Source organism: Neiella litorisoli, from assembly GCF_014773395.1.
Lineage (GTDB): Bacteria > Pseudomonadota > Gammaproteobacteria > Enterobacterales > Neiellaceae > Neiella > Neiella litorisoli.
In genome coordinates this window covers 85,412-110,091 of sequence record NZ_JACXAF010000012.1, presented here as the reverse complement: position 1 = coordinate 110,091, position 24,680 = coordinate 85,412, and the positions used below count along the sequence as shown (strand labels likewise).

The following is a 24,680-nucleotide window of genomic DNA, read 5'->3' as shown; positions in this document are numbered from 1 at the left end:
AGAACCGAATGCAGTTGAAAGTATTGGTCGTCGATGACTCTAGCTTTTTCCGCCGCCGCGTCAGTGAAATCATTGACGCTGATCCAGGCCTGAAAGTCATTGACGCCGCAGTTAACGGTAAGGAAGCCGTTGAGAAAGTCCGCACATTGAAACCCGATGTGGTGACCATGGACATCGAAATGCCGGTGATGAATGGTATTGATGCTGTTAAGTCGATCATGGCAGCAAACCCTGTTCCCATTTTGATGTTTTCTTCGCTCACCCATGAAGGCGCCAAAGCCACGCTCGAAGCCCTTGAAGCTGGCGCACTCGACTTTCTTCCAAAGAAATTTGAAGACATCGCACGGGATCGCAAAGAAGCGTCCAATCTACTGGTTCAACGCATCAAAGAAATTGCTCGGCGACGGTTTGGCTTGCGACCACAAGCAAGGCCAAGCAACCCTGCACCAAGACCTGCCGCCGCAGCAAGTCCTGCCCTGAGTAAAACTCAGCAATCGATGCGAAGTGCAACCAGTGCGCTGGAAAAGGCCAATGCCGAGCGTCGGCAGAGAGCCGCAGCTGCTGCGCAACCTGAAGTTGCCAGACCGCGTCCGGCAGGGCGGGCTCGGGCAAGTGGTAAGTCGTACAAGTTACTTGCAATTGGCACATCGACCGGTGGCCCAGTTGCTTTGCAAACGGTATTGACTCAATTGCCAGCCAACTATCCGCTACCGATTTTGTTAATTCAGCATATGCCGGCGGCATTTACCGGTGCTTTTGCACAGCGTCTCAATAGCTTGTGCAAAATTAACGTTAAAGAAGCAGAGAATGGTGACGCTATAAAACCAGGATGTGCTTATTTAGCGCCGGGCGGTAAGCAGATGATGATCGAGGGTAGCGCCAGCAATGGCCGCATCAAGATTATCGATGGCGGCGAGCGAATGAACTACAAACCATGCGTTGATGTGACGTTTGGCGCTGCCGCTAAAGTTTATGGCGGCGATGTACTCGCCGTTGTGCTAACCGGTATGGGAGCTGACGGCCGCGATGGTTCGCGGATGTTAAAAACCCACGGCGCAAAAATATGGGCACAAGATGAGGCAAGCTGCGTGGTATACGGCATGCCGCAAGCCGTCGCAAGTGCGGGAATAGCAGAAGACAGTATTGCACTAGGCGACATCGCGGAACGAATCGTCATAGAAACGGCAAATGGATAAATCAACACTTCTGGGTTTGATTATTGGTTTTGGCGCCATTTTATTGGGCCAAGCTTGGGAAGGCGGCAGTCTACTCGCGTTATTGAGTGTTCCCGCTTTCGTGATCGTTGTCGGCGGCACCATCGGTGCCGTGCTATTACAGACGCCGCTGGTGGTCGTTCGTCGCTCAATTGCTCAGCTGTCCTGGTTGTTCACTCCACCCAAACTTGAACTCGAACAAAGCATTCAGAAAATTCTTTCTTGGTCCCACGCCAGTCGTCATGAAGGTTTATTGGGGCTGGAAAATCAGATCCTCGACGAGCCCGACCCATTTGTTCAAAAAGGCTTAACACTCTTGGTTGATGGCGCTGAAGCGTCAAAAATTCGTGAAATGCTCGACATCGAAATGGTGATGCAGCGCGAAGTCCAACTTGATGCTGCCAAGACTTATGAGGCCATGGGAGGCTATTCGCCAACAATCGGCATTATAGGTGCGGTACTGGGCTTGATTCAGGCGATGAACTATTTGAGTGAGCCGGATCTGCTCGGCGTAGGCATTGCGACTGCGTTTGTTGCCACTATTTATGGCGTCGGTTTTGCCAATTTACTGTACCTGCCCATTGCCAACAAAATGCGCTACCACATCTACAGTATCGTCAATTATCAGGAATTGATGGTTGAAGGCTTAGTTGCAGTCGCTCACGGAGAAAATCCAAGGAACATCGAGCTGCGTTTGCGTGCTTTTCTGGAGCAATAATCGTGTACCAGTACAAGCGTCGAAACCGCCAGCGCGACGACCAACACCTCGATCGTTGGCTCATTTCATACGCCGATTACATGACACTGATGTTCGCACTGTTTGTGGTCTTGTATGCCATGGCGTTGGCCCGCGAAGGCTCTCTTGAGCAATTAACCCGACGGCTCGGCGACCTATTCCATGCTCAGCACACCGTCATTGCCGAGCCGAATCCAAGCGATGGCATTATGCAACAGGCCAGCGACGACATGCTTTACGGTCACGGTCTTAAACCCGAAGGTGGGCCCGATCTGGTTGATGGTCGCAGTGAGCTGGTTAACTTCAATAAAAAACACCAAGGCAGCAGCCTGTCGAACCTCGAGCACGAATTTAATGAAGCCCTGCTCGAGCTGGTTAATTCGGGCTTTGCTGATATTCAGCGCGACGAAGATTGGTTAGTACTCACTCTTAGTAGTAGTCTTCTATTTGCCAGTGGCAGCGCTGCACCATCGGCAAACTTGCGCGCCATTATCCCTTCGGTGGCGAAAGTCCTATCGTCGTCTGACAACTATATTCGAGTGCGTGGCTATACCGACTCATCGCCAATCGACAATGAAATCTTCAGCTCCAACTGGGAGCTTTCTTCGGCCCGTGCCGCCGAAGTGCTCGAACAAATGGTACTGCAAGGCGTGCGGCCGGATTTGCTGGCGGTAGAAGCGTTTGGTGCTAATTTTCCGTTGAGCTCAAATGATACCGCCGAGGGCCGAGCGGAGAATCGGCGTGTTGATATTGCCGTGTCCAAGTGGGGTAAGCCGCAAGACGACGAGCAGACTGCTGACGCCGATGAATCGGCAGGCAATGACGGACCAGTTGAGCCTTTGCCTGACTATGATGAAGTGCAGGTGATTGAACTACCAAGCGGTGGGATTCGCATTACCACACGACGCGAGCCACCGGAGCAAGGCGAGCAACAGCCATGATGGTTTGGACGGTAGCCAATCAAAAAGGTGGTGTTGGTAAAACAACCACTGCGGTGTCGCTTGCTGGCTTGCTTGCTGATCGCGGCTACAACGTGCTGCTGGTTGACATGGATCCCCACTGTTCGCTGGGCTACTACCTTGGCTTGGATGTTGAGGAGTTGGAGCATACCGGTTACGACGTGTTCGTTCATGGCCGTGCGGCAACCGCAGAACAAGTGCGCCAGAGCATTCATCCATCGGGAATTGATGGCATTGATATCATGCCGGCGAACATGGCGATGGCGACACTCGACCGTAAGTTTGGCCATACCGAAGGCATGGGACTTATTTTGCGCCATGCGCTGAACCGGGTGAAGTCTGACTATGATGTTGTCTTGGTTGATTGCCCACCGGTGCTTGGCGTATTGATGGTCAATGCGCTGGCAACTAGCGATCGGGTTCTTGTGCCGGTGCAAACTGAATTTCTTGCGCTCAAAGGCTTAGAGCGAATGATTATGTCGCTGGAGTTGATGAAGTCCTCACCGAGCCAGTCAATCAACTACATGATTGTGCCGACCATGTTCGATAAGCGCACTAAGGCCGCCAGCCAGGCCATGGAAAGTTTGATTGAGCAATATGGCGACACGGTGTGGGGTAGTGTTATTCCAGTCGATACGCGCTTTCGGGATGCGTCTTTGCAGCATTTACCACCATCGATGTTTTCTGCTCATTCGCGCGGCGTCGTGGCGTATCGTGAATTGCTCGATGATTTGATAGATCAGCAGGTTGCTGCTCGTAATGGAAGTATGTAAATGAAGTCGAGTGATAAGGCACTGCAAGAGTTTTTTACCGCCTTGCTTGAAGAAAAACAGTCGGTGGAGCCGCAAATTGACTCAGCACCGCTGCAAAAATTGTTGGACGATGTTGGCGTTGCACCGACCAAACCGGCCGAAACTCCTGAGCCGGCGGTAATCACTGCCGTACCAGAGGTGGTGGTGACACCGGAGCCGGTGGTTGTTGAAACCACCGAGCAAGTGGTTGCAAGCGAAGTCTCGACGGAACAAGCTGCCGAGCTGTCGCCTGATAATGTGCTGAGCCAAATGCCGCCAGAGCCAACTGGCGAGTTTCAGGCGTTGTATTTTGAGGTTGCTGGAATGACGTTAGCAGTGCCGTTAGAGCAGCTTGGCGGCATTCATAATCTGGACGAAGAACAGGTCAGTTCATTGTTTGGAAAACCGGATTGGTTTAAAGGCTTGATGCCTCATCGTGAGCGAAAGTTAAACGTTGTCGACACCGCTTTGTGGGTGATGCCAGAAAAATATGATGAGAAACTGGCAGAACAGCTCAATTATCAATATCTTGTTATGTTAAAGGATAGTAATTGGGGCCTCGCCTGCGAGAAACTAATCACCACCAGCCAATTGATGCCCGCAGAGGTCAATTGGCGAGCAACCATGGGCAAGCGGCCTTGGCTTCGCGGCATGGTAAAAGAACACATGTGTGCTTTGCTAAATGTAGACGCATTAGTAGAGCTACTTGAAACTGGTCTGAATAGCCAGCAAGCAAATAACCCGGAGTAACAACATGGCTGACGATAGAACTACTGCCTCCAATACCGAAACTGATGATCAGGTCCTGCAGTGGGTTACTTTCCGACTCGACAATGAAACCTATGGTATCAATGTGATGCAGGTGCAAGAAGTATTGCGTTATACCGAGATTGCGCCGGTTCCTGGTGCGCCGGACTATGTCATGGGCATTATCAACTTGCGTGGTAATGTGGTCACCGTGATCGACACCCGTTCTCGTTTTGGTTTGCAATCAGCAGATGTCACTGAAAATTCCCGTATCGTGATTATCGAGGCGGAAAAACAAGTGATTGGTATTCTGGTCGATAGCGTAGCCGAAGTGGTTTATCTGCGTAGCTCAGAGATTGATAGTGCACCAAATGTCGGTACTGAAGACAGCGCTAAATTCATTCAGGGCGTGTCGAATCGGGATGATGAGCTGCTTATCTTGGTTGATCTCAATAAATTGCTTAATGATGAAGAGTGGGATGAACTCTCAACCCTCTAATAATCTATGCTGACTGAATCGCTACTTCCATGGCTGGCCATTGTGCTGGCCATTTTGTCCTTTGCTGGCATTTTTATGATGTTGAGTGTGTTGCGCAAACAGCAACATCAGCACTCTCAGCTTCAGCAGCAGCTCGTGCAGTTGCAACAGCAAATGCAGCAATCTGCAGAGCCAGATACATTCGGCCTAGATAATGATATTCAGGAAGTTCGGGCTGGCGCGCTGGCGCTTGGCCGCCGGATTCAGGCCATCGAAGCGCGACTCGATGAGTTGGCGGAGCAACAACCAAATCCAGACGACTTGGAGCCGGAACGGCGGTTGTATAGCCGAGCAGTGCGAATGGTCGAACTGGGCGCCGACTTAGACGAGATCATGCGGGAATGCGAATTACCAAGAGCAGAAGCAGAGTTGCTATTTAGTTTGCACCAACAAAAGGCCTCCAGATAATACTTATCCCGATGATTTTTATGGTTTCTCAATTCACCATTGGTTACCAATTCTAGCCACTTGCTGGGTGATTTTTTCAGCGAAGCGGTGTTATCATCGTTAACAGCCATAATTATTGGATCAGAAATATAACAAATGCTTGAAGCGCGCCGATTGAGCTTGGCCCGCCAATCCAGACAATTATTTAGTGACGTTAGCTTTTCCTTAGAGCCGGGACATGCGCTACTACTGCAGGGACGAAATGGTGCCGGTAAAACCAGCATGCTGCGAATCCTTGCTGGGCTTGCACGTCCCGATGAGGGCCAGATTTGTTGGAACGGCACCGCCATTTCTCAGTCCGATAATTACCTCCAGTCGCTGCTTTATCTCGGCCACCACGCAGCAGTAAATACCGAACTCAGCCCAACCGAGAATCTACGCTACTTATCAGCATTGCACGATGACGATAGTGCATCGATCGACGATATTCTCTGCGCCGTCGGATTAGCCGGATATGAAGATGTGCCGGCCGGTCAGTTATCCGCCGGCCAGCAACGCCGAATTGCCTTGAGCCGTTTGTGGTTATCCAATTCGCCGTTGTGGATTTTGGATGAGCCATTGACCGCTCTTGATGTAAAGGCCGTCGCGGGCCTTGAAAGACGTTTTAAGCAGCATTTGGATGATGGCGGAATGTTGATTGTTACGACGCATCAGCCAGCGATATTACCCGAGTCAGTGACTCAACGGTTAGAGCTGGCAGCGCTTGATCCGGAGGCCGATTCATGAGCCCTTGGCTGGAAACGATGCGCCGCGAAACCTTGCTGGTGATGCGCAAGAAATCTGATGTGCTCAATCCGCTGGTGTTTTACTTGCTGGTCATCAGCTTGTTTCCACTGGGCGTTGGGCCGGCACCGGAAACATTAGCGCGGATCGCTCCGGGCGTTATTTGGGTCGCCATTTTGTTAAGCGTGATGCTCTCGCTAGAGCGGCTGTTTCGCGATGACTATCGCGATGGTTCGTTAGAGCAGATGCTGTTATCGCCCCACGCTGGCGCCGGTTTGGTGTTAGCAAAGATTGCCAGCCATTGGTTAATGATCTGCGTTCCGATGTTGGTACTCTCTCCGTTGGCGGCATTGTTGATGGGAGTTAGCCTCAAAGCGTTAGTTGCGATGATGCTGAGTTTATTGGTGGCAACTCCTGCGCTGAGCATGATTGGCGCGGTTGGCGCAGCATTGACCGTTGGGGTAGGCCGCAGTGGTGTATTGCTCAGTTTGTTGATCCTTCCGTTATTTATTCCTGTATTGATATTTGCAACGGCTGCAATTGATGCCGCCGCAATGTCGTTACCTTACCTTGGGCAATTGGCGTTGCTGGCTGCGTTTTCCGTCGCTGCCATTACACTGGCGCCATTTGCGGTTATCGCAGCGTTAAAAATAGGTGTGCAATAACTTATGTTTAAGTGGCTTCATCCCTACGCAAAATCTGAAAACCTTTATCGTTTAAGCGGCAAGTTTTTATTCTGGTTCGGTTGGCTCGGATTCATCGGCGCGACGGTCGGCACTATCTGGGGATTGGCATTCACGCCTGCGGATTATCAGCAAGGCGATAGTTTTCGCATTATTTACCTGCATGTGCCAACGGCGATGATGTCGATGAGTGGCTATTTAGGTATGGCCATTGCTGCATTTATCGGCACCGTTTGGCAGCAACGCCATGCGGATATGACGGTCATCGCGATCGCTCCGGTGGGCGCCGTGTACACCTTTTTGGCGTTATTTACCGGCGCCGTTTGGGGGAAGCCAACTTGGGGCACGTATTGGGTTTGGGATGCGCGCTTGACCTCTGAGTTGATTCTGCTGTTCTTATACCTTGGTGTCATCGCCTTGTATTACGCCTATGAAGACCGTCGCAGTGGCGCACGCGCCGCCGCTATTCTGGCAATGGTTGGGGTAATTAATGTGCCGATTATTCATTACTCGGTTGTCTGGTGGAATTCGCTGCACCAAGGGGCGACGGTTACCGTTTTTGAAAAGCCGAAGATGGATACCAGCATGTTGTGGCCACTGCTCATCAACATTGTTGCTTTTGGCCTGTTGCTAGGGGCCTTTACCCTGATGAGGCTGCGCAATGATCTGCTGATGAAAGAAGGCCATCGGCCTTGGGTGAAACAAGTTCTGGAGGGCAAAAGCTAATGGCCTTTGATAGTTTTGCTGCGTTTTTGCAGATGGGCAAACATGGCTTTTATGTCTGGTTGTCATATGGCGTGGGGCTTGGCTCCTTGATTCTGTTATGGTGGCACTGTTGCTACAGTCGGCGCAAAATAGTCGCTGGCATTAAAGAATTTGAAGCTCGGCGTCAGCGCCGTAAAACCTCAAAAACCACGGAGCGTGTGCTATGAACCCTCGTCGCAAAAAGCGTTTAGCGGCAACCCTTGCGGTATTACTCGGCCTTGGCGTAGCCGTTGGTTTTGTGTTGTTCTCAATGACCCAAAATATTGACTTGTTCTACACCCCGTCTGAAATCATCAACGGCAAAAACGAAACTGGGGTAAAACCGCAGATTGGTCAGCGTTTGCGCATTGGCGGTATGGTGTTACCAGGCAGTGTTAAGCGTGATGAAAATTCATTGAAAGTTCGGTTTGATCTGTTTGATCAAGGCCCATTAGTGACAATTGAGTACGACGGTATTTTGCCGGATCTGTTCCGTGAAGGTCAGGGGATTGTCGCCAACGGGGTGCTGACTGGCCCCTCCACGATTAAAGCGCATGAGGTACTGGCTAAGCACGATGAAGAATACATGCCTCCTGATGTTGCTGAAGCGGTTGGCAAAGTGCATCCAAACGGCGTTGGTAACAAAGCAGAAGGGCAAAATGGAGGCGCTTACTGATGATCGCTGAGTGGGGCCATATCGCCCAGATATTAGCTTTAATCGTCGGCGTATTGCTGGCCATTATTCCCATGGTTGGCAGCTACCGCGGCTGGCTCAACTGGATGCAAATGGCCCGCCCATTAGCACAGTTACAGTTCTTGCTGGTGAGCATTGCATTTGTTGCGCTCTGTTACGCCTTCGTGCAAGACGATTTCACCCTGAGCTACGTTGCCCAGAACTCCAACTCCAAACTGCCTTGGTACTATAAAGTTTCGGCGGTATGGGGAGCCCATGAAGGCTCATTGCTGCTGTGGATCCTCATGCTGTGTGGTTGGCAGGCCGCGGTGTCGGTATTCAGTCGAGCGCTACCGCTAGTGGCGATTGCTCGAGTTGTGGCCGTGATGGGGATGATTTCTGTTGGTTTTTTGGCGTTTATCCAGTTTACGTCCAATCCGTTTGAAACCTTGCTACCGTTCTATCCGGTCGATGGTCGAGATCTCAATCCGCTATTGCAGGACGTCGGTCTGATCATGCACCCGCCGATGCTATACATGGGTTACGTTGGTTTCGCTGTAGCATTTGCGTTTGCGATTGCAGCATTGCTATCGGGACAGCTTGATGCGGCTTGGGCGCGCTGGTCTCGCCCTTGGACCTTAGCGGCTTGGATCAGCCTGACGATTGGTATTGCGCTGGGCAGTTGGTGGGCGTATTACGAGCTAGGCTGGGGCGGCTGGTGGTTCTGGGATCCGGTTGAAAATGCGTCGTTTATGCCGTGGCTTGCTGGTACTGCGTTGATTCATTCATTGGCGGTATGTGAAAAACGCGGCGTGTTTAAACTATGGACGGTGTTGTTGGCGCTATCGGCATTTTCGCTCAGCTTGCTGGGTACCTTCCTAGTCCGCTCTGGTGTCCTTGTTTCTGTGCATGCGTTTGCCAGTGATCCAAGCCGAGGCTTGTTCATTCTGGCCTTCTTGTTCCTCGTTATCGGCGGTTCACTGACCCTATTTGCTTGGAAAGGCGCTGCCATAAGAAGTCGTGGCCAATATGACTTAATGAGCCGCGAAACCTTGTTGCTGGGGAATAACCTGTTGTTGGTGACCGCCACGCTGGTGGTATTGGTTGGCACCATCTGGCCGCTAATCCACAAAGAAATTGGCTGGGGCACAATTTCCGTTGGCCCACCATTTTTTAATCTGATTTTTTCAATTCTAATTGTGCCTTTTGTCTTTGTCCTAGGAATCGGGCCGTTGGCGCGTTGGCGTCGACAGCCGATGGCACAGCTGCGACAGAAAATTCTGTTTGCCCTTGGCTTGAGCATCAGCGCTGGATTGGTCCTCAATGGTGTGTTCGGCGATGTTGAGCATTTCCATGCGGCGCTTGGTGTCGTGATGGGTTTGTGGGTGTTGATTTGTACCATTCAGGAAATTCTCGCTAATCAGCGCGGCAATGATTCCTTAATGACGGCGCTTGGCAAATTATCGCGCAGTCATTGGGGCATGGTATTTGGCCACCTTGGTTTCGCCATCAGTATTATCGGTATTGCCCTGACCAGCACCTACACCACGGAAACCGATGTCCGCATGCAACCGGGCGATACCCAGCCTTTGGCTGGCTATACGGTGCGGTTTGATCGGGTTGGGCCATTGCAAGGGCCAAACTATCGCGGCACTGGCGGTGATTTTTCGGTGTGGGATGGCGACAAGCACGTTGCTCAGTTACACGCTGAAAAGCGGCAATATCTGGCGTCTGGTTCGGTCATGACCGAAGCGGCGATTGATGCTGGGTTGTTCCGTGATTTGTTCGTTGCGCTAGGGGAGCCCTTAGGTGGCGATGCATGGGCAGTGCGGCTGCATTATAAACCATTTGTCCGCTGGATTTGGCTCGGCGCATTGGTGATGTCTTTTGGTGGCGCATTATCGATTTGTGACAGGCGCTATCGCTTGGCTCGCCGTCGTCAGCAAAGTCAATTAAAGGCGCAGGAAGTGGCTGGATGAACAAACGTATATTTCTATTGTTGCCGCTGTTGGCATTTGTCGCCGTTGGGGTGTTTTTCTACTCGGCGCTGTTTTCCGATCCGAGAGAGCTTGAGTCGGCATTGGTTGGTAAACCGGTGCCGGATTTTCAATTGCCGGATCTACTAAACCCACAACAACAGACCGATGTGAGTAGTTTTGGCGAGGGGCCTTACCTGCTCAATGTTTGGGCAACATGGTGCCCAACTTGTAGAGCTGAGCATGAGTTTTTAAACACGCTCGCCGCTCAAGGGGTGAAAATTGTCGGCCTTAATTACAAAGATGAGCCAACTAAAGCGCGCCGATGGTTAGCTCAGCTGGGCGATCCTTACGTTTTGAATGTACTTGATTATGAGGGCACGTTTGCGATTGATTTGGGGGTTTACGGCGCGCCGGAAACCTTTATTGTCGACCGTCAGGGTGTTATTCAGTACCGCCATGTTGGCGACGTCAATGTCCGCGTTTGGCAGGAAAAACTCGCTGATTTGTATCGTCAGGCTGGAGAATAGCGATGTCCACTCTCTATCGATTCTGTGTCGCATTAATTGCAGTTATTTGGGCTGTATCGGCTCAAGCCGCGATTGATGCTTATCCATTTGAGGATGCGGCTAAAGAAGCTCAGTTTCGTGAGCTTATTAACGAGATTCGTTGCCCTAAGTGCCAAAACCAAACCATCTCTGATTCTGATGCCGGCTTGGCCAAAGATCTGAAAGATAAGACCTATGAAATGGTTCAGCAAGGCGCAAGCAAACAACAAGTCATTGATTACATGGTGCAGCGCTACGGTGATTTTGTGCATTATCAGCCGCCCATTAAGCAATCGACTTGGGTGCTCTGGTTTGGCCCGTTTGCGTTTTTGTTGATCGCAGTTGTTGGCGTGATGATTATGATTGCTAAAAAGCGTGCGCCAAAAGCCGCCGCTGGCCAGCTCACCGATGCTGAAAAGGCCCGTTTGCAAGAATTAATGAAGAAGGATGATTCAAACTCATGACCTTGTTTTGGATAGGTGCGGTACTCATCTCGGCGATCGTGGCATTGCCTTTCATTTTCGTTGCAAGCCGACGCTCAGCTGCCTCTGGCGTTTCTCAGTTAGAGCTGAACCGCCATGTTTTCGAGCAGCGCCAGTTGGAAATTAAGCAACAGTTTGAACGCGGTGAAATAACCGAGGACGAGTTTCAGCAGCTGAATTTAGAGTTACAAACCAATCTGCTTGATGATACTGAGCAAATGACCAGCAACGCCAATGGCAATGGTGCGGTATGGCCAATGTGGGGGCTATTTGGACTTGGCGTCATTGCTGCTGTGATCATGTATGTGCTGATGGGAAATCAGAACAAGGTCGAGCAATGGCAACAAAGCTTGGAGCAAATGCCAGCATTGGCCGAGCGCTTAATGCAACCTGGCGATAACCCGCTGAGTAACGAAGAGCTAGAGTTATTCGCCTTGGCTTTGCGCACCAATCTTAATGAGAAAGGTGACGACGCCATGGGATGGTTGCTGTTTGGCCGCATCCAGCTCTCTTTTGGTCGACTTAATGAGGCGACAGAAGCCTTTGTCAATGCTCTGCACCTACAGCCAGATAACAAAGCTGCCAACCTAAGTTACGCCAAGGCGCTAGCAATGTCGGGTGAGCCAGCCAAAATTAATTATGCCAAGAGTATTTATCAGCGTTTATTGGCAACATCACCGAGCGACTTGGATGTACTTTCAGAACAAGCGTTCACGCTGTTTGAGGCCGGTGAGCGCAGTGCCGCATTTGCTGCTTGGCAGCGGATGTTAGAAATTATTCCGGCAGACAGCCCTCGCCACAAGCAGATTGCCCAGACCCTGACTATGTTGAAATCGCAACAGCATGGTATGAACCCTCATGCTCAGCCTGCAGCCGAGCCGGTTAGCGAGCAAGCGGCTGTTGCTGCGGAGACAACGGATGAGGCCACAGATCTGGTGATTGATGTCACTGTCTCAGCCGAGCAGGGAATTGATATTCCAGCCGATAGTTTTTTAGTGGTTTATGCGCGCGCCGTCCAAGGACCACCAATGCCAATGGCGGTCAAACGTATGCCAATGCCAAGTTTGCCGCTGACGCTGCAGTTGACCTCAGCCGATGCCATGATGGAGAACTATGCGCTAGGTGCGGTGGAGCCATTTGAAGTGGTCGCTCGAGTCGTCAAAGGGGCCAATGTTGCCACTGCCGATGCGCTATTTGAGGCGGTCGGTAGCCAATTGCATAAGCAAGATCTGCCGACTCAGGTAAACTTGACGCTGCAAGGGCAGTAATCGAACCATCAAAGGAATACATGATGATGACAAGGCTAGGGTGGGGTAGTGCGCTAGTCGCGTTGTTCGCGACTTTCAGTGCAAGCGCTGGCTATGAGAATGCACAGGTTCAAGAACGTGAAGAGGCTCGCCGAGAAGCCTATTACGCCAATCGGATCTATGATCCACGCGATCCGCTTGAAGACATGAACCGGGCGTTTTATCACCTCAATTTTAATATTATTGATCCCTATATTTTTCGGCCGTTGACCGTGGCTTATGTTGAGTATGTGCCTGAGTTAGCGCGCGAGGGTATTAATAACTTCGTGTTGAACTTCGAAGAGCCCTCATCGGCGGTGAACAACCTGCTACAGGGCAAAGGCGGCGACTCTGCCAAGAATGTCGGCCGTTTTGCAGTTAATTCGACCATCGGTATTTTCGGTATTATTGACGTTGCCCAGTACATGGGAATGGAGCGCAAGCTCGACGAATTTGGTGAAGTGTTGGGCTACTATGGCGTCAGTGACGGTGCCTATTTGATGCTACCGGTGATGGGACCGTCGTCTGTTCGGGAAGAAGTCGGTGATTATGTTGATAATTCCTACTGGCCTTTGTCGAAGATTGGTTTTTGGCCTAAGCTTTTGATGAATACCTTTAAGGGCTTGTACGCAAGAGCGCAGTTGTTAGAACAGGAAAGTTTTCTGGAAACGAGCCTTGACCCTTATGCAGTGGTAAAAGAAGGCTATTTCCAACGTGTTCGTTACCAAGTGTACGATGGCAAACTGCCGGACGTTGAGCCTGAAGATGATGCATTTTTAGAAGACTATCTCGACGAAATCGATTCGATGTAGCCTTCGCCTCAACACTCGGAGAAAGGTTTGAGCGATAGTACAATCAACCTCGGTCGGATATTGGTGGTCGACTCAGACCCAGCATATCGTCTTCAGTGTTTTGAAATCTTTTCAGCCTATGGCTATGAAGTTGAGTTAGCGGAATCGGTCGCCGAAGGCTTGGATTGTTTTTACGATCGTCGGCCGCTGGCCATCTTTTGTGAGCTTGACCTCGCCGATACCAAGGGCGTGGAATTACTCAAGACGATTCGCCAGTCGGACAAAACCACGCCTTTTGTTGTCCTTGCGCAAGAGGCGAACATGGCCGGCGCCCTGTCAGCATTGCGCTACGGCGCGCAAGACTTTATTACCAAACCACTTCCTGACCCTTCGATTCTATTGCATACCTTGCAGGGCTTGCTGATCAATGATGAGCAACAGCAGCAAGATGAACTGGAAATCGCAATCAGCGAGCTACGCTATAACCGCGATGAATTGCGGCGAGACCAAGCCATGGCCAGCTTGTTCCAAGCGAGTTTGTTGCCGCAGCAGCAGTTTGATATTGGCCGCTTCAGAATTTCGTGGCGAATGCCGTTAAAGCCCACTCCCAATCGCTACTTTCTGGATGTGTTTGCACTCTCAGAGCGGCATACATCGTTTTACATTGCCGACTTTGGTGATGATCCGGTCGAAGCCGCATTTGCCAGTGGTGCCCTGAAAGTGGTCTTTAATGAGGCGTTGAGGGAGTTTAATCATCAATCAGCGAATATGCTGCAACACCCTGAGCAAGTGATGTCTTGGGCGCGCTATTATTTAAACTCGCTGAACCTTAAAGAAACGCCATCGCTAGTGTATGGCTTATTGGATGCCAAAAATGGTCGCATGAAGTGGGCTAGTGCCGCCTTTGATAAAGGGCCATACGTTTGGTTTGACGCGGCAACGCAAGCTTTGGCTGATCCTGGCCCTTCATTACATAATTCAATTGCCCAGCCGCCGGTATATAACTGCAATGAGTTTGCTGTCGATGAACAGCGACCTTTGGTGTTTAGTCATCTTCCTGAGCAGCAGTTACTGGCAATTGCCCAGCAGCCCACAAGTGTTAAGTTGCCGGTGCCTGTTAGTGATATGTTGGCCCAGCCTTTGGCCAACAAAGTGGCGGGCGATGTGTTTAGCCTAGTTGTTGGACGGCACTCGTAACTATTCGGCTCTAATCACCATCGGTGTTTGCTTGGCTTTTTTCGTATGCGCTGATGGCTGCTTGCCAATGGCGCGAAGCGAATAAAATATGAATGGGGCGAGCGAGCAGACTAAAAGCAAGCAACACCACAATGACGCCGGCTAACGCCAAAAACGGACCGAGCTGGGCGAGCAAGAAAAATGGTGGAACGAACAACAGCAGCTTGATGATGTTGAGACTGGCTTTTTGCGGTGGAGTGAGACGCTTTAACGCCAAGTTCAGAATGGCAACGCGCTCTAATGGGCGATACTTTTCAAGTTGTTTGACTCGGTTAAGCGATAGCGGCATGACGACCTCTCTGGCCAATGTAATAGTTGAATGAGGCGATAACGTTAAAAAAGGCTGCAAGTGCAGCCCTTTTGCTATCTAAAGAAGTACAAGTCAGGCAATTACTGATGTTGGCCTGCTGTTTCCAGCTCTTCTTCAAGCTTATCGTGGCTTGAGCCTTCGGCACCGTGCATCCAATAAACCAACTTGTTGGCAAACAAGAACAAGATGATGCCTGAAATAGTTGCGGTAATGGCAATGCCAGCGAAAATTGACAGAGCGTTATCTACCATGTTGGCTTCATCACCGTGGCCAATGAATGAGCCAACGAAACCTGCGACATAGTTTGCCAACCCGGTGAAGCCAAACCACACACCCATCAATACCGATGCTAAGCGTAGTGGTGCCAATTTAGTGACCATCGACAAGCCAATAGGTGACAAGCAAAGTTCACCCATGGTGTGGAAGAAGTAAGCGCCAACCAGCCACATCATGCTGGTTTTGACGTTGATGTCGCCCCCTTGCTGAAGAGTCGCGCCAATCATAAAGACGAAGCCGATAGCCAACAGCACTAAGCCGAGGCCAAACTTGACCGGAGACGTTGGCTCTTTATCACCCATACGAGTCCAAATCATCGCGATGATTGGGGCACAGATGACGATGAAGAATGGGTTCAGTGATTGGAACCAAGTGGTCGGTACTTCGAATGAGCCTACCATGCGATCAGTGAAGCGATCGGCATAAATGTTCATCAAACCACCGGCCTGCTCAAAGCCTGCCCAGAAGATAATGGTGAAAACACCAAGAATGAAAATGACCTTAATACGATCAAATTCTTCTTTTGTCAGCGGTGCTTTACGTTCTTCAGTTTGCTGCTGCTTTGACAGCGTGGCAGCTGGAACCGTACCAATATCACCAAGCAGTTTGCGAGCGAAGGTCAACTGAATAATCAGTGACAGCACCATACCCGCACCGGCGCAGGCAAAGCCTGCTTGCCAGCTACCGCCAGCCGCAGCAACAACGCTACCGACAACGATGCCAGACAGGAAGGCGCCGACGTTGATACCCATATAGAAGATGGTAAATGCACCGTCGCGGCGATGATCACCCTCCTCATATAAGTCGCCAACCATGGTTGAAATGTTTGGCTTGAACATACCGTTACCGGCAATTAGCAAGGCGAGGCCAACATAGAATACAGTCACTTCTGCGCCTGGAACCCAAGCATGTGGCGCTGCCAGTGTGAACTGGCCGGCTGCCATAAGTGTACCGCCAATTAAAATCGCTTTGCGCTGGCCTAAAAAGTTGTCGGCCAACCAGCCTCCAATTAGCGGCGTGATGTAAACCAAGCCGGTAAAAGTTGCATAGAGCTTAAGCGCATCGCCTTCTGACCAGCCCAATCCGTGACTTTTGTCAGCAAGATATAAAACAAGAATGGCCCGCATGGCGTAGTAGCTGAATCGCTCCCACAATTCGGTGCCAAACAACAAAAACAAGCCGGCAGGATGGCCGAACATGGTCTTGTTGGTAGGTAATTGACTCATGTTAATAGATTCCCAGTTTTCGGTAGTAGTAAAACAGTTGTTGTAGTTATATGACGTGCGTAAGGCACATTATCGCGAGCATGGTTATACAGAAAGCCGGTTTTTATTGCAAACGCAGTAGCATTGACAACTGGTTGTTTTGGCCAAGAGCGGCGGCTTCTAGGGAGAACACTCCAAATTTTAATAATTCTAATATTGTCGATTCGAGTTGACATAGGCCGAGTAGAGGACCATTATTTGCGGCAATCCTCACAAATTTTAATGTTACTCTAGTTCTAGCGGTTCATTTGGACTGCGATGTTTAACTACTGGTTGTGGTTATAGAGGAGAGTAATGCTTCATTGTGTTTTGTAGGCAATTTAACTTTCAAGCTAGATTTGCTTGTGGTAGAAGGGATTTTCTATGTTGTTGATTTGTGAGCAATTCATAGTGGCGCTCTAGGAAATTGGTATGCAAGTGACTGTGTTCTTGTTGCTGGAAATTCTGGCCTTTACGGCCTTATCGACTTTCGTCATTATTGAATTTGTAACCCCTCTTGCTGTCAAGCTGGGTTTGGTTGATCGACCCAACCAAACTCGTAAACACCATATTGGTGACGTCCCTCTTGCTGGTGGTATCGCGGTATTTATTAGTACTGTCCTTGGTTGTTTGTTTTGGTTTGGGGAATCTATCCAAGACCTTAAGTTTTATTTTCTAGCTTCTTCATTTGTCGTATTTGTTGGCATTCTCGATGATAAGTACGAGTTAAGTGTGCGAGCTAGGCTTGTTGGCCAAGCGATCGTGTCTTTTTTGATCGTTATAGGTGCGCAAACCCATCTGTCTTACCTCGGCGACTTGTTTGGTTTAGGAGGGGTTTTCTTAGACCCTTACAGTGCATTTTTCATGACTGTGTTTGCTGTGTTGGCTGTGATTAATGCCTTTAACATGCTCGATGGAATGGATGGCTTATTGGGGACGGTGAGCATTGTTCCTTTGATGTCCGCTGGATTCTTGATGCTGGAGAGTGGAAGTTACATGCTAGCCATGTTGGCATTCACTCTTTCAAGCGCAATAGTGCCGTTTTTGGTTTACAACATCGGCATTCCTGGCAATAAGCTGACTAAAATTTTTCTAGGTGATGCTGGCAGTATGTTTTTGGGTTTAAGTGTTGTCTTCTTGATGATAGCAGGCTCACAAGGTGCAGAGACCTCTTTTAGCCCCGTCACTGCCTTATGGCTAACGGCCATCCCTCTAATGGATTTAGCTACAGTTACGGCGCGCCGAATTTATAAGCGGAGCCCTATTTTCAGTGCAGACAAAGAGCATTTGCATCACGTGCTGATGCGAGCTGGATTCAGTCGTAAGCAAATCCTTATTGTGGTGCTTTGTTCTTCGCTAGCTTTTGCTATTTTCGGTGTGTTCGGTGAGCAAACTGGTTTGCCTGAACCGTTAATGTTCGCAGCATTTTTGATGTGCTTTGGCTGTTACGCTTTGTTAATTCACGGCCGTATTCGCCAACAAAAATTTCTTGCCTACATCGCACGTTATCTCAACCGGCGCAGACAAACTGAGTTTGGTTAGCGGGCCTTGTCTGAACGCTATCTAACGCGTTATAGTCCATCAACTAAGGCTGCCTTTGCTCTTTGTAAGGCGGCCTTAGTGTTTATTTGTTCCCTATTCCAACGGATTGATTCAAACTGGCCTGTACATGACTAACTTTGTTAAATCGCTTGTGGCTGCAGTTGTATGTTTTAGCTTGCTCGCTTGTGCTTCTCCTCCGCCGGATGTTTCTGCTTCGGTCCCTTTGCTCTCAACGGACATTCAATTTGACGCTAATTATTTGGATGGCTCTAGTAGTCGCAAGTTAGCCAATGCTGTTAGTGGCTCCATTATTGAAGTCGAAGAACGGAAGTTGACTGTTCTCGGGGCGTATGTGTCAGCGCTAGGGTTAAATTGTTTGCGAGTAGTGATATCGTCAAGTTCCCATAAACCTTACACAACAGCTGCCTGTGAGAGTGAAAAGGGATGGTTTATTACGCCAAGCCTCATGCCTGTTGAGACTAACTAAAGCGTTGCGGGATATCATCATGTATAAGTTACTTCTTAAATTATTTTCGAGCGCTATCGTTACATCTGCTTTATTTGCTGGCTTCACCAGTGCTCAAATTTTGACACAAGCGCAGATCGCAGCCAAGCAACAATCCCCTTATACGCCAGGGGCCGCCCTGAGAGGTTCCACGTTTACCAGTGAACAGCAGACCCAAGGTGCGAGCGAACCGGTTTTGACAAATCAAGCGTTGTCTAACGGTCAATACATGTTATCTCATCGAGATGGGGTGCTGCTCCCCGGCGAGCAGCGAGTTGACTTACTTTTACCTCCCTCTGAGTTAGGCGCTCCTGCTCCGTTTGGGGCTAATTTATTTGCGGGAGGATATGAAAGCGAGCGAATCGACGGACTGAATGATGATTATCTCATTGCTCCTGGTGACAAAATTAATATTTGGCTCTGGGGTGCGGTCAATTTTTCTCAAATCGTTACAGTGGATAATCAAGGAAATATTTTTATTCCTAATATTGGCCCCGTCGCCGTCGCTAATACAAAAGCGAGTCAAGTCAACGGGCTGGTGACTCAGCAGATTAAACAGATATATCAGAAAAACGTTCAAGTTTACGTTAATTTGTTAACGGCTACGCCCGTTAGCGTTTATATCGCAGGACCTGTTATCAGACCTGGACAATATGCCGGAATGGCTTCAGATAGCGTTTTGTACTTTCTCAAAAGAGCTGGGGGAATTGATGCCGACAGAGGGAGTTACAGGCATATTAAAGTGTTGAGAGAAGGCCAAATTGAGACTTCGTTTGACTTGTATGACTTCCTCAGAAAAGGTGCATTGCCTGATTTTACCTTCAAAGACAAAGATGTCATTTTAGTGGAGCCACAAGGAGCAACTGTAACGGTTGCAGAAGGGGCTAGAAACCCATTCAGGTTTGAGTTTTCTTCCCAGCAAGCGACAGGAGAGGACTTGGCAGAATTTGCTCGGCCGCTTGCTAAGATTTCGCACGTCGGAGTCATCGGCACTCGAAGTGATGGGCCATTTTCGATTTATATGCCTTTCCAGGAGTTTGCCAACTTCGTGCTTCGAGATGGAGACCGATTAGTATTTAATGATGATTGGGACCCAGAAATCTACGATGTTCAAGTCTCGGGAAGCCATTTAGGGCCCTCTTATTTTACCGTACGAAAGCAAACTCGTTTGTACGATCTATTAAATCAAATAGAAATCGATCCGCTTCTTTCAGATGCGAGTAACGTCTATATATTGCGTGAAAGCGTAGCTAAGCGGCAGAAAGAAATGATTGACCAGTCTCTTGATAGGCTGGAAAGAAGTGTGTACACAGCTCCGGTTCAATCGACAGGAGAAGGCACAATAAGGGCTCAAGAAGCAGGTTTGGTATCCGATTTCGTTCAACGTGCTAAGCAAATTCAGCCGTTGGGCAAAGTAATAGTTTCTGACGGTGGCAAGATAGCTAATATTTTGCTTGAACAAGGTGATGAAATTGTCATTCCACAGAAATCGGATTTAATTCACATTGGGGGGGAAGTGTTAATGCCCCAATCCGTAGTGTTCAACAGTCAAGCGAATGTAGAGGATTACGTTGCTTGGGCTGGAGGGTTTACCGAAAGGGCCAATTACGAGCGAATTCTTATTGTTCACGCCAACGGTTTATCGACCTTCGTTGGAGCAACCAATCAGCATTGGATCACAAGTGAAGCCGGTATCAGCCTAAAACCAGGGGATCAAATCCTAGTGCTGCCTAAAGTCGATGCGAAAGCTTTACAGGCTGTTAAAGACATTACTCAAATAATCTATCAAATTGCCGTAGCAGCAAATGTAGTTTTGGACTAGCACGTGGTTCAGGTTCGACGAAGAAGCAGGCTAAAGATCTGGAGCGATGTCATATTTGCTCTGTTTATCCGGGAAATACGTAGCAAATTCAGTGATAAGTTCGGGGTCAGTTGGGCTGTGCTCGAGCCCCTGACTTTTATACTTATCATGTCTTACGGCCGCAGCCTCATCGCTGGCGGAAAAGACACACACAGTATGCCAACGTTCGTATTCATGATGTATGGTATGTTGCTACTGCAGCTTTTTCTATCAACTTTTTCTAGCAGTGCGTCCGCAGTTAAACGCAATAAACCACTTTACGCTTTTAGACAAGTTCAACCCATCAGTGCCGTATTAGCTGCTTTGTTAATGGAAGTTTTAACGAAGGTACTGATGTTTGGTTTTATTTTGTTTTTTATGTTTTTTGCGCAAATTGAAATTAGAATCGATGATGCGTTGTCGTTAGTAATGCTAACGTCTTTGTTAGCTATATTTGCTTTTTCGTTTGGCTTGCTGTTTGGCTTAGCGGAATTATATGTGCCTGAAATGTTGAAAGTTAGACAAATTCTAACTCGTCCTTTGTTTTTTGTATCAGGTGTATTTTTCAGCCTTCAAGATATGCCACAGCAGTATTGGCATTACTTAAACTGGAATCCGATCCTTCACGCTATTGAACTGGCGAGGCAAGCTGCGTACAGCTCGTTTGGGGCTCAAGGAGTCAGCGCATCTTTTCTAATAATGTCGACGTTGGCTGCATGCATTTTATCGCTCTCTGTTTATCATGCGTTCTGGAAAGGCGCGATAAGTAGATGATTAGCTTACAAGGGATCACGAAATATTACCCTTCGAAACTGGGGAATCAGGTTGTTTTTGACGATTTGTGGTTCGACATACCAGATGATCACAATATTGGCCTGTTGGGGGCCAATGGAGCAGGTAAATCCACTTTATTTCGTATTCTCGCGGGTAGCGAATATGCCAACAAAGGATCGATCAAAACAGATTTAAATCTATCATGGCCTGTCGCTTTAGCAACAGGAATTCATCCTCTAATGACCGGTAGAGAAAACACTCGATTTATCGGCAGGGTGAATGGGATTTCAGATTTAAATGATTTTGAGAGAAAAGTTCAGGAGTTTTCTGAATTGGGTAATCGTTACGATTTGCCTGTTCAAACCTACTCTAGTGGCATGCGTGCTCGATTAGCTTTTGCATGCTGCATATCTATTGAATTTGATGTGTATCTGATCGACGAAGCATTGTCTGTTGGTGATGCCAAGTTTAAAAAGAAAGCGCGTGAAGCCATGATCGACAAAAGCAAAGTCGCAAACCTTATTATGGTGAGTCACGACCTAGAAGAAATTAGATTTTTCTGTGACAGCGCTATTGTCATCGCTGATGGCAGGCTTGAGTTTTTTAATGATTTAGAACACGCCATATCGGTATATAAAGGTGGGGCCAAATGAGCCTAGATGATGTCGCAGCGATCGACGCCAAGTTTCAGCAGTTAAGGTCGCAATTAACAACAGAGCAGTGGGTTGATAGCAGCTATCTAGTTGACAGAGCAAACGAGCTTCGTATTCAAGATATCGCTTTAGCATTTCGAATTGCTCAGCGTGCTAGAAATCTAGCTCCTGAAAATCAAGAAATTCAAGAAGTATTCGCAGAATTAAGAAGAGAGTTTAATTCAGCTTATCCCAGCGCAGCGAGAACCAAGAGCCGTACGTCGTCTGTCAGACGGGCATCGGGAAAGATCAAAGGTCTATTGACTAAGGCGCCAGAGAAAACGGTAGAAAAGTGGCAGGCGATTCCTGATCGTTTCCGAACACCGTTATTTCTAACGGTCGTTTTACCTCTGTTTGTCTTTTCTTTTTATCAGTTGATTTGGGCTTCTAGTCGTTATGAAAGTCAATCCCAAGTCATTGTTAAACAACCCGATGCCGCATCTTTGGTAGATCCCGCCATGGCATTTTTGACTGGCATGGGAGTCTCCTCTTCTGGAACCGATTCTTTACTCGTGGAGAAGTTTGTCTATTCGACAGATCTATTGAACTATCTCGATGAGCAGTTGGCTTTAAGGTCTCATTATAGCGACTCATCGATTGATTTTTTTAGCCGTTTACATAGTTGGAACAGCAAAGAAGATTTTTTGAACTATTACAAGAAACACGTCAGTGTCGAAGTGGATAGCCTATCTTCCATTATTACCATACGGACCCAAGCGTTTTCACCTGAATATTCGAATGCTCTCAATGAGATGATCGTCAAAAGGGCTGAATGGTACATCAATAGTGTTGGCCACTTTATGGCGAAGGAACAGATGGCATTTATGCAAAAGGAGCATGAAGTCGTTGAGGAAAAGCTGCATAAAGCACAATCACGATTGTTAAATTTTCAGGAACAATACAACCTGTTAGACCCAACAGCGGAAGGCATGGCTAGGCAAGAAATTACATATAGTATTGAAGGCCAATTATCTATTAAGCAGGCTGAGCTAAAGGCTCTACAGCTAGTTATGTCTGACTCTGCGCCAGAAGTTCTAGCTGCTCAAAGAGAAATCAATGCGCTCCAAGAGCAATTAAAGATTGAGCGTAATCGGCTATCTCCCAATAAAAAAATAGATGTCGTTACATCAGGAGATGAGCGAGTAACGCAATTGTCGGTTGGGGAAATTCTGGCTAGCTATAGTGATTTAAAGGTGGCGATGGAGCTGGCTTTGCAAGCTTATACTTCTTCATTGGTTTCGTTGGAAAAATCGCGAATCGAAGCTTATCGTCAATTACAATATTTAGTCACGGTCGAAAGCTCAACAACCCCAGATGACGCGAAGTATCCAAGGGTTACATACAACATCGCTCTATTTGCTGTCGTTTTATTAATGTTGTTTGGTATTGGCAGCATCATACGTGCAACAATAAAGGAGCTTGGCTAAAAGCTTCTTTATGTTAGGAACTAAAATCAAATAAGGTTATAAAATGCATCGCAAAGGAATAGTGCTAGCAGGAGGCTCTGGTACACGGCTTTATCCGCTGACTAGGGTGATCAGTAAACAGCTGATGCCCATTTATGATAAGCCAATGATTTTTTATCCAGTCTCTACGCTAATGCTTGCAGGCATTCGCGATATCTTACTCATATCGACGCCTGAAGAGCTACCTCGTTTTGAAGCTCTGCTGGGTGATGGCAGCAATTGGGGAGTCAACTTTAGTTACGTTGCTCAACCCTCTCCGGATGGTCTAGCTCAGGCTTTCTTGTTAGGAGAGCAGTTCATTGGAAATGCTCCGAGTTGCTTGGTGCTTGGAGACAATATCTTCTATGGACATGACCTTTCTAGCAGCCTTAAGCGAGCATCACAGCAAACTGAAGGCGCTACGGTGTTTGGGTATCACGTAAATGACCCTGAGCGTTACGGTGTCGTCGAGTTTGATGACCGTGGCCAGGCAATTTCTATTGAAGAAAAACCGACTGAGCCTAAGTCTAATTATGCCGTCACTGGATTGTATTTTTACGATAACCAAGTTGTAGATATAGCCAAGTCAGTTAGGCCTTCTGAGCGTGGCGAGCTTGAGATTACCGATGTCAATATGCACTACCTTCTCAACGACAAGCTAAATGTTGAAGTGATGGGAAGGGGCTCTGCATGGTTAGATACGGGAACTCACGACTCTTTGCTGGATGCAGCTAACTTTATCGCGGCCATTGAGAAAAGGCAGGGGTTGAAAGTGTGCTGCCCCGAAGAAATCGCCTATCGCGCGGGCTACATTAGTGCAGACCAAGTGGAGAAATTAGCACAGCCACTGATGAAAAATGGCTATGGTCGTTATTTAATGGAGATGTTGAATAGTCGAGTATTCAGTTAATACGTATGAAAATTATTGAAACTGCGATAGCAGATGTAAAGCTTATTGAACCAACCGTGTTTGGCGATGAACGCGGTTTTTTTATGGAAACTTTTCGACAATCACTCTTCGAATCTGAATGTTGTGAAAGAACATTTGTACAAGACAATCATTCGCGATCGGCTCAGGGAATTTTGCGAGGATTGCATTACCAAACAAAGCAAACGCAAGGAAAGCTCGTTCGTGTCACTCAAGGTGAAGTCTTTGATGTGGCAGTTGATATGCGTGCTGATTCTGCAACCTTTGGACAATGGGTAGGTTACTATTTGTCGGCACAAAACAAACGTCAGCTATGGGTTCCGGAGGGATTTGCTCACGGTTTTTATGTGACCAGTGAGACTGCCGAGTTTGTATACAAATGTACCGACTATTATGCTCCACAATTTGATGTCTCAATGAAATGGGATGACCCAAAGATCGGAATTGAGTGGCCGTTGCTCCAAGGACAGGCGCCAATTCTGTCTGAAAAAGACAGCTCTGGTATCAGCTTTGAGTTGGCACCAAAATTTTGAGATTTGCACATGAAGAG

27 protein-coding genes are annotated in these 24,680 nt (G+C 48.3%); 25 read left to right on the top strand and 2 right to left on the bottom strand.

The annotated features are described in order from the left end of the window. Window positions 1–8: 8 nt before the first annotated feature. The 18 genes from IC617_RS10430 (at window position 9) to IC617_RS10345 (ending at window position 14,535) form a co-directional block, all read left to right on the top strand. Window positions 9–1,196: a protein-glutamate methylesterase/protein-glutamine glutaminase gene (locus IC617_RS10430; RefSeq protein ID WP_191144937.1), complete on the top strand. Its 1,188-nt coding sequence runs from the start codon at window positions 9–11 to the stop codon at window positions 1,194–1,196. Continuing rightward, window positions 1,189–1,932: a flagellar motor protein gene (locus IC617_RS10425; protein ID WP_191144936.1), complete on the top strand. Its 744-nt coding sequence runs from the start codon at window positions 1,189–1,191 to the stop codon at window positions 1,930–1,932. The genes IC617_RS10430 and IC617_RS10425 overlap by 8 nt, the downstream gene beginning before the upstream one ends. Before the next feature lie 2 nt (window positions 1,933–1,934). Next, window positions 1,935–2,891, top strand: coding sequence for an OmpA family protein (locus IC617_RS10420; protein ID WP_191144935.1), 957 nt, complete (start codon window positions 1,935–1,937; stop codon window positions 2,889–2,891). Continuing rightward, a complete protein-coding gene (locus IC617_RS10415; protein WP_191144934.1) occupies window positions 2,888–3,682 on the top strand; it encodes a ParA family protein in 795 nt (264 codons plus the stop codon). The genes IC617_RS10420 and IC617_RS10415 overlap by 4 nt, the downstream gene beginning before the upstream one ends. Continuing rightward, a complete protein-coding gene (locus IC617_RS10410) occupies window positions 3,683–4,450 on the top strand; it encodes a chemotaxis protein CheW (RefSeq protein WP_191144933.1) in 768 nt (255 codons plus the stop codon). Between the two features lie 4 nt (window positions 4,451–4,454). Further along, the gene (locus IC617_RS10405; protein ID WP_191144932.1) at window positions 4,455–4,946 is read left to right on the top strand and encodes a chemotaxis protein CheW; all 492 of its coding nucleotides are present in this window, start codon (window positions 4,455–4,457) and stop codon (window positions 4,944–4,946) included. Between the two features lie 6 nt (window positions 4,947–4,952). After that, entirely contained in the window at window positions 4,953–5,393 is a 441-nt protein-coding gene (locus IC617_RS10400) for a DUF2802 domain-containing protein (RefSeq protein WP_224745929.1), read from the top strand. Window positions 5,394–5,528: 135 nt separating this feature from the next. Further along, window positions 5,529–6,158 (top strand): cytochrome c biogenesis heme-transporting ATPase CcmA, encoded by a 630-nt coding sequence (ccmA, locus tag IC617_RS10395; RefSeq protein ID WP_191144931.1) that lies wholly within the window; start codon window positions 5,529–5,531, stop codon window positions 6,156–6,158. After that, entirely contained in the window at window positions 6,155–6,820 is a 666-nt protein-coding gene (gene ccmB, locus IC617_RS10390) for a heme exporter protein CcmB (protein WP_191144930.1), read from the top strand. The genes ccmA and ccmB overlap by 4 nt, the downstream gene beginning before the upstream one ends. A gap of 3 nt (window positions 6,821–6,823) precedes the next feature. Beyond that, window positions 6,824–7,564 carry a heme ABC transporter permease gene (locus IC617_RS10385; protein ID WP_191144929.1) on the top strand — a complete coding sequence of 247 codons (741 nt, stop codon included), beginning with the start codon at window positions 6,824–6,826 and terminating at the stop codon, window positions 7,562–7,564. After that, window positions 7,564–7,770, top strand: a complete 207-nt coding sequence (gene ccmD / locus IC617_RS10380; RefSeq protein ID WP_191144928.1) for a heme exporter protein CcmD — start codon at window positions 7,564–7,566, stop codon at window positions 7,768–7,770. Before IC617_RS10385 ends, ccmD begins: the two co-directional genes overlap by 1 nt. Further along, the gene (gene ccmE / locus IC617_RS10375; protein WP_191144927.1) at window positions 7,767–8,258 is read left to right on the top strand and encodes a cytochrome c maturation protein CcmE; all 492 of its coding nucleotides are present in this window, start codon (window positions 7,767–7,769) and stop codon (window positions 8,256–8,258) included. The genes ccmD and ccmE overlap by 4 nt, the downstream gene beginning before the upstream one ends. Further along, window positions 8,258–10,234, top strand: a complete 1,977-nt coding sequence (locus IC617_RS10370) for a heme lyase CcmF/NrfE family subunit (RefSeq protein ID WP_191144926.1) — start codon at window positions 8,258–8,260, stop codon at window positions 10,232–10,234. The genes ccmE and IC617_RS10370 overlap by 1 nt, the downstream gene beginning before the upstream one ends. Further along, window positions 10,231–10,761 carry a DsbE family thiol:disulfide interchange protein gene (locus tag IC617_RS10365; protein WP_191144925.1) on the top strand — a complete coding sequence of 177 codons (531 nt, stop codon included), beginning with the start codon at window positions 10,231–10,233 and terminating at the stop codon, window positions 10,759–10,761. Before IC617_RS10370 ends, IC617_RS10365 begins: the two co-directional genes overlap by 4 nt. Before the next feature lie 2 nt (window positions 10,762–10,763). Then, window positions 10,764–11,243, top strand: a complete 480-nt coding sequence (locus tag IC617_RS10360) for a cytochrome c-type biogenesis protein (protein ID WP_191144924.1) — start codon at window positions 10,764–10,766, stop codon at window positions 11,241–11,243. Then, window positions 11,240–12,529 carry a c-type cytochrome biogenesis protein CcmI gene (gene ccmI, locus IC617_RS10355; protein WP_191144923.1) on the top strand — a complete coding sequence of 430 codons (1,290 nt, stop codon included), beginning with the start codon at window positions 11,240–11,242 and terminating at the stop codon, window positions 12,527–12,529. The genes IC617_RS10360 and ccmI overlap by 4 nt, the downstream gene beginning before the upstream one ends. A 20-nt stretch (window positions 12,530–12,549) precedes the next feature. Then, window positions 12,550–13,359 (top strand): MlaA family lipoprotein, encoded by an 810-nt coding sequence (locus IC617_RS10350; protein WP_191144922.1) that lies wholly within the window; start codon window positions 12,550–12,552, stop codon window positions 13,357–13,359. A gap of 27 nt (window positions 13,360–13,386) precedes the next feature. Beyond that, window positions 13,387–14,535, top strand: a complete 1,149-nt coding sequence (locus tag IC617_RS10345) for a response regulator (RefSeq protein ID WP_191144921.1) — start codon at window positions 13,387–13,389, stop codon at window positions 14,533–14,535. Window positions 14,536–14,545: 10 nt separating this feature from the next. Here the strand turns inward: IC617_RS10345 and IC617_RS10340 are convergent, their stop codons facing one another. Both IC617_RS10340 and IC617_RS10335 read right to left on the bottom strand, forming a co-directional pair. Next, window positions 14,546–14,863 carry a DUF6170 family protein gene (locus tag IC617_RS10340; RefSeq protein WP_191144920.1) on the bottom strand — a complete coding sequence of 106 codons (318 nt, stop codon included), beginning with the start codon at window positions 14,861–14,863 and terminating at the stop codon, window positions 14,546–14,548. A gap of 101 nt (window positions 14,864–14,964) precedes the next feature. Beyond that, the gene (locus IC617_RS10335) at window positions 14,965–16,386 is read right to left on the bottom strand and encodes a peptide MFS transporter (protein WP_191144919.1); all 1,422 of its coding nucleotides are present in this window, start codon (window positions 16,384–16,386) and stop codon (window positions 14,965–14,967) included. Window positions 16,387–16,836: 450 nt separating this feature from the next. Between IC617_RS10335 and IC617_RS10330 the strand changes: the two genes are divergently transcribed. From IC617_RS10330 to rfbC, 7 genes are all read left to right on the top strand, one after another. After that, window positions 16,837–17,946: an undecaprenyl-phosphate alpha-N-acetylglucosaminyl 1-phosphate transferase gene (locus IC617_RS10330; RefSeq protein ID WP_191144918.1), complete on the top strand. Its 1,110-nt coding sequence runs from the start codon at window positions 16,837–16,839 to the stop codon at window positions 17,944–17,946. Window positions 17,947–18,452: 506 nt separating this feature from the next. Next, entirely contained in the window at window positions 18,453–20,273 is a 1,821-nt protein-coding gene (locus IC617_RS10325) for a polysaccharide biosynthesis/export family protein (protein ID WP_191144917.1), read from the top strand. Between the two features lie 3 nt (window positions 20,274–20,276). Then, the gene (locus IC617_RS10320) at window positions 20,277–21,065 is read left to right on the top strand and encodes an ABC transporter permease (protein WP_191144916.1); all 789 of its coding nucleotides are present in this window, start codon (window positions 20,277–20,279) and stop codon (window positions 21,063–21,065) included. Continuing rightward, window positions 21,062–21,718 (top strand): ABC transporter ATP-binding protein, encoded by a 657-nt coding sequence (locus IC617_RS10315; protein ID WP_191144915.1) that lies wholly within the window; start codon window positions 21,062–21,064, stop codon window positions 21,716–21,718. The genes IC617_RS10320 and IC617_RS10315 overlap by 4 nt, the downstream gene beginning before the upstream one ends. Then, window positions 21,715–23,184, top strand: a complete 1,470-nt coding sequence (locus IC617_RS10310; RefSeq protein ID WP_191144914.1) for a KpsE/RkpR family capsule polysaccharide export protein — start codon at window positions 21,715–21,717, stop codon at window positions 23,182–23,184. The genes IC617_RS10315 and IC617_RS10310 overlap by 4 nt, the downstream gene beginning before the upstream one ends. Before the next feature lie 43 nt (window positions 23,185–23,227). Beyond that, window positions 23,228–24,112, top strand: a complete 885-nt coding sequence (gene rfbA, locus IC617_RS10305; protein WP_191144913.1) for a glucose-1-phosphate thymidylyltransferase RfbA — start codon at window positions 23,228–23,230, stop codon at window positions 24,110–24,112. A 5-nt stretch (window positions 24,113–24,117) separates the two neighbouring features. Beyond that, entirely contained in the window at window positions 24,118–24,663 is a 546-nt protein-coding gene (gene rfbC, locus IC617_RS10300) for a dTDP-4-dehydrorhamnose 3,5-epimerase (RefSeq protein WP_191144912.1), read from the top strand. Window positions 24,664–24,680 lie beyond the last annotated feature (17 nt).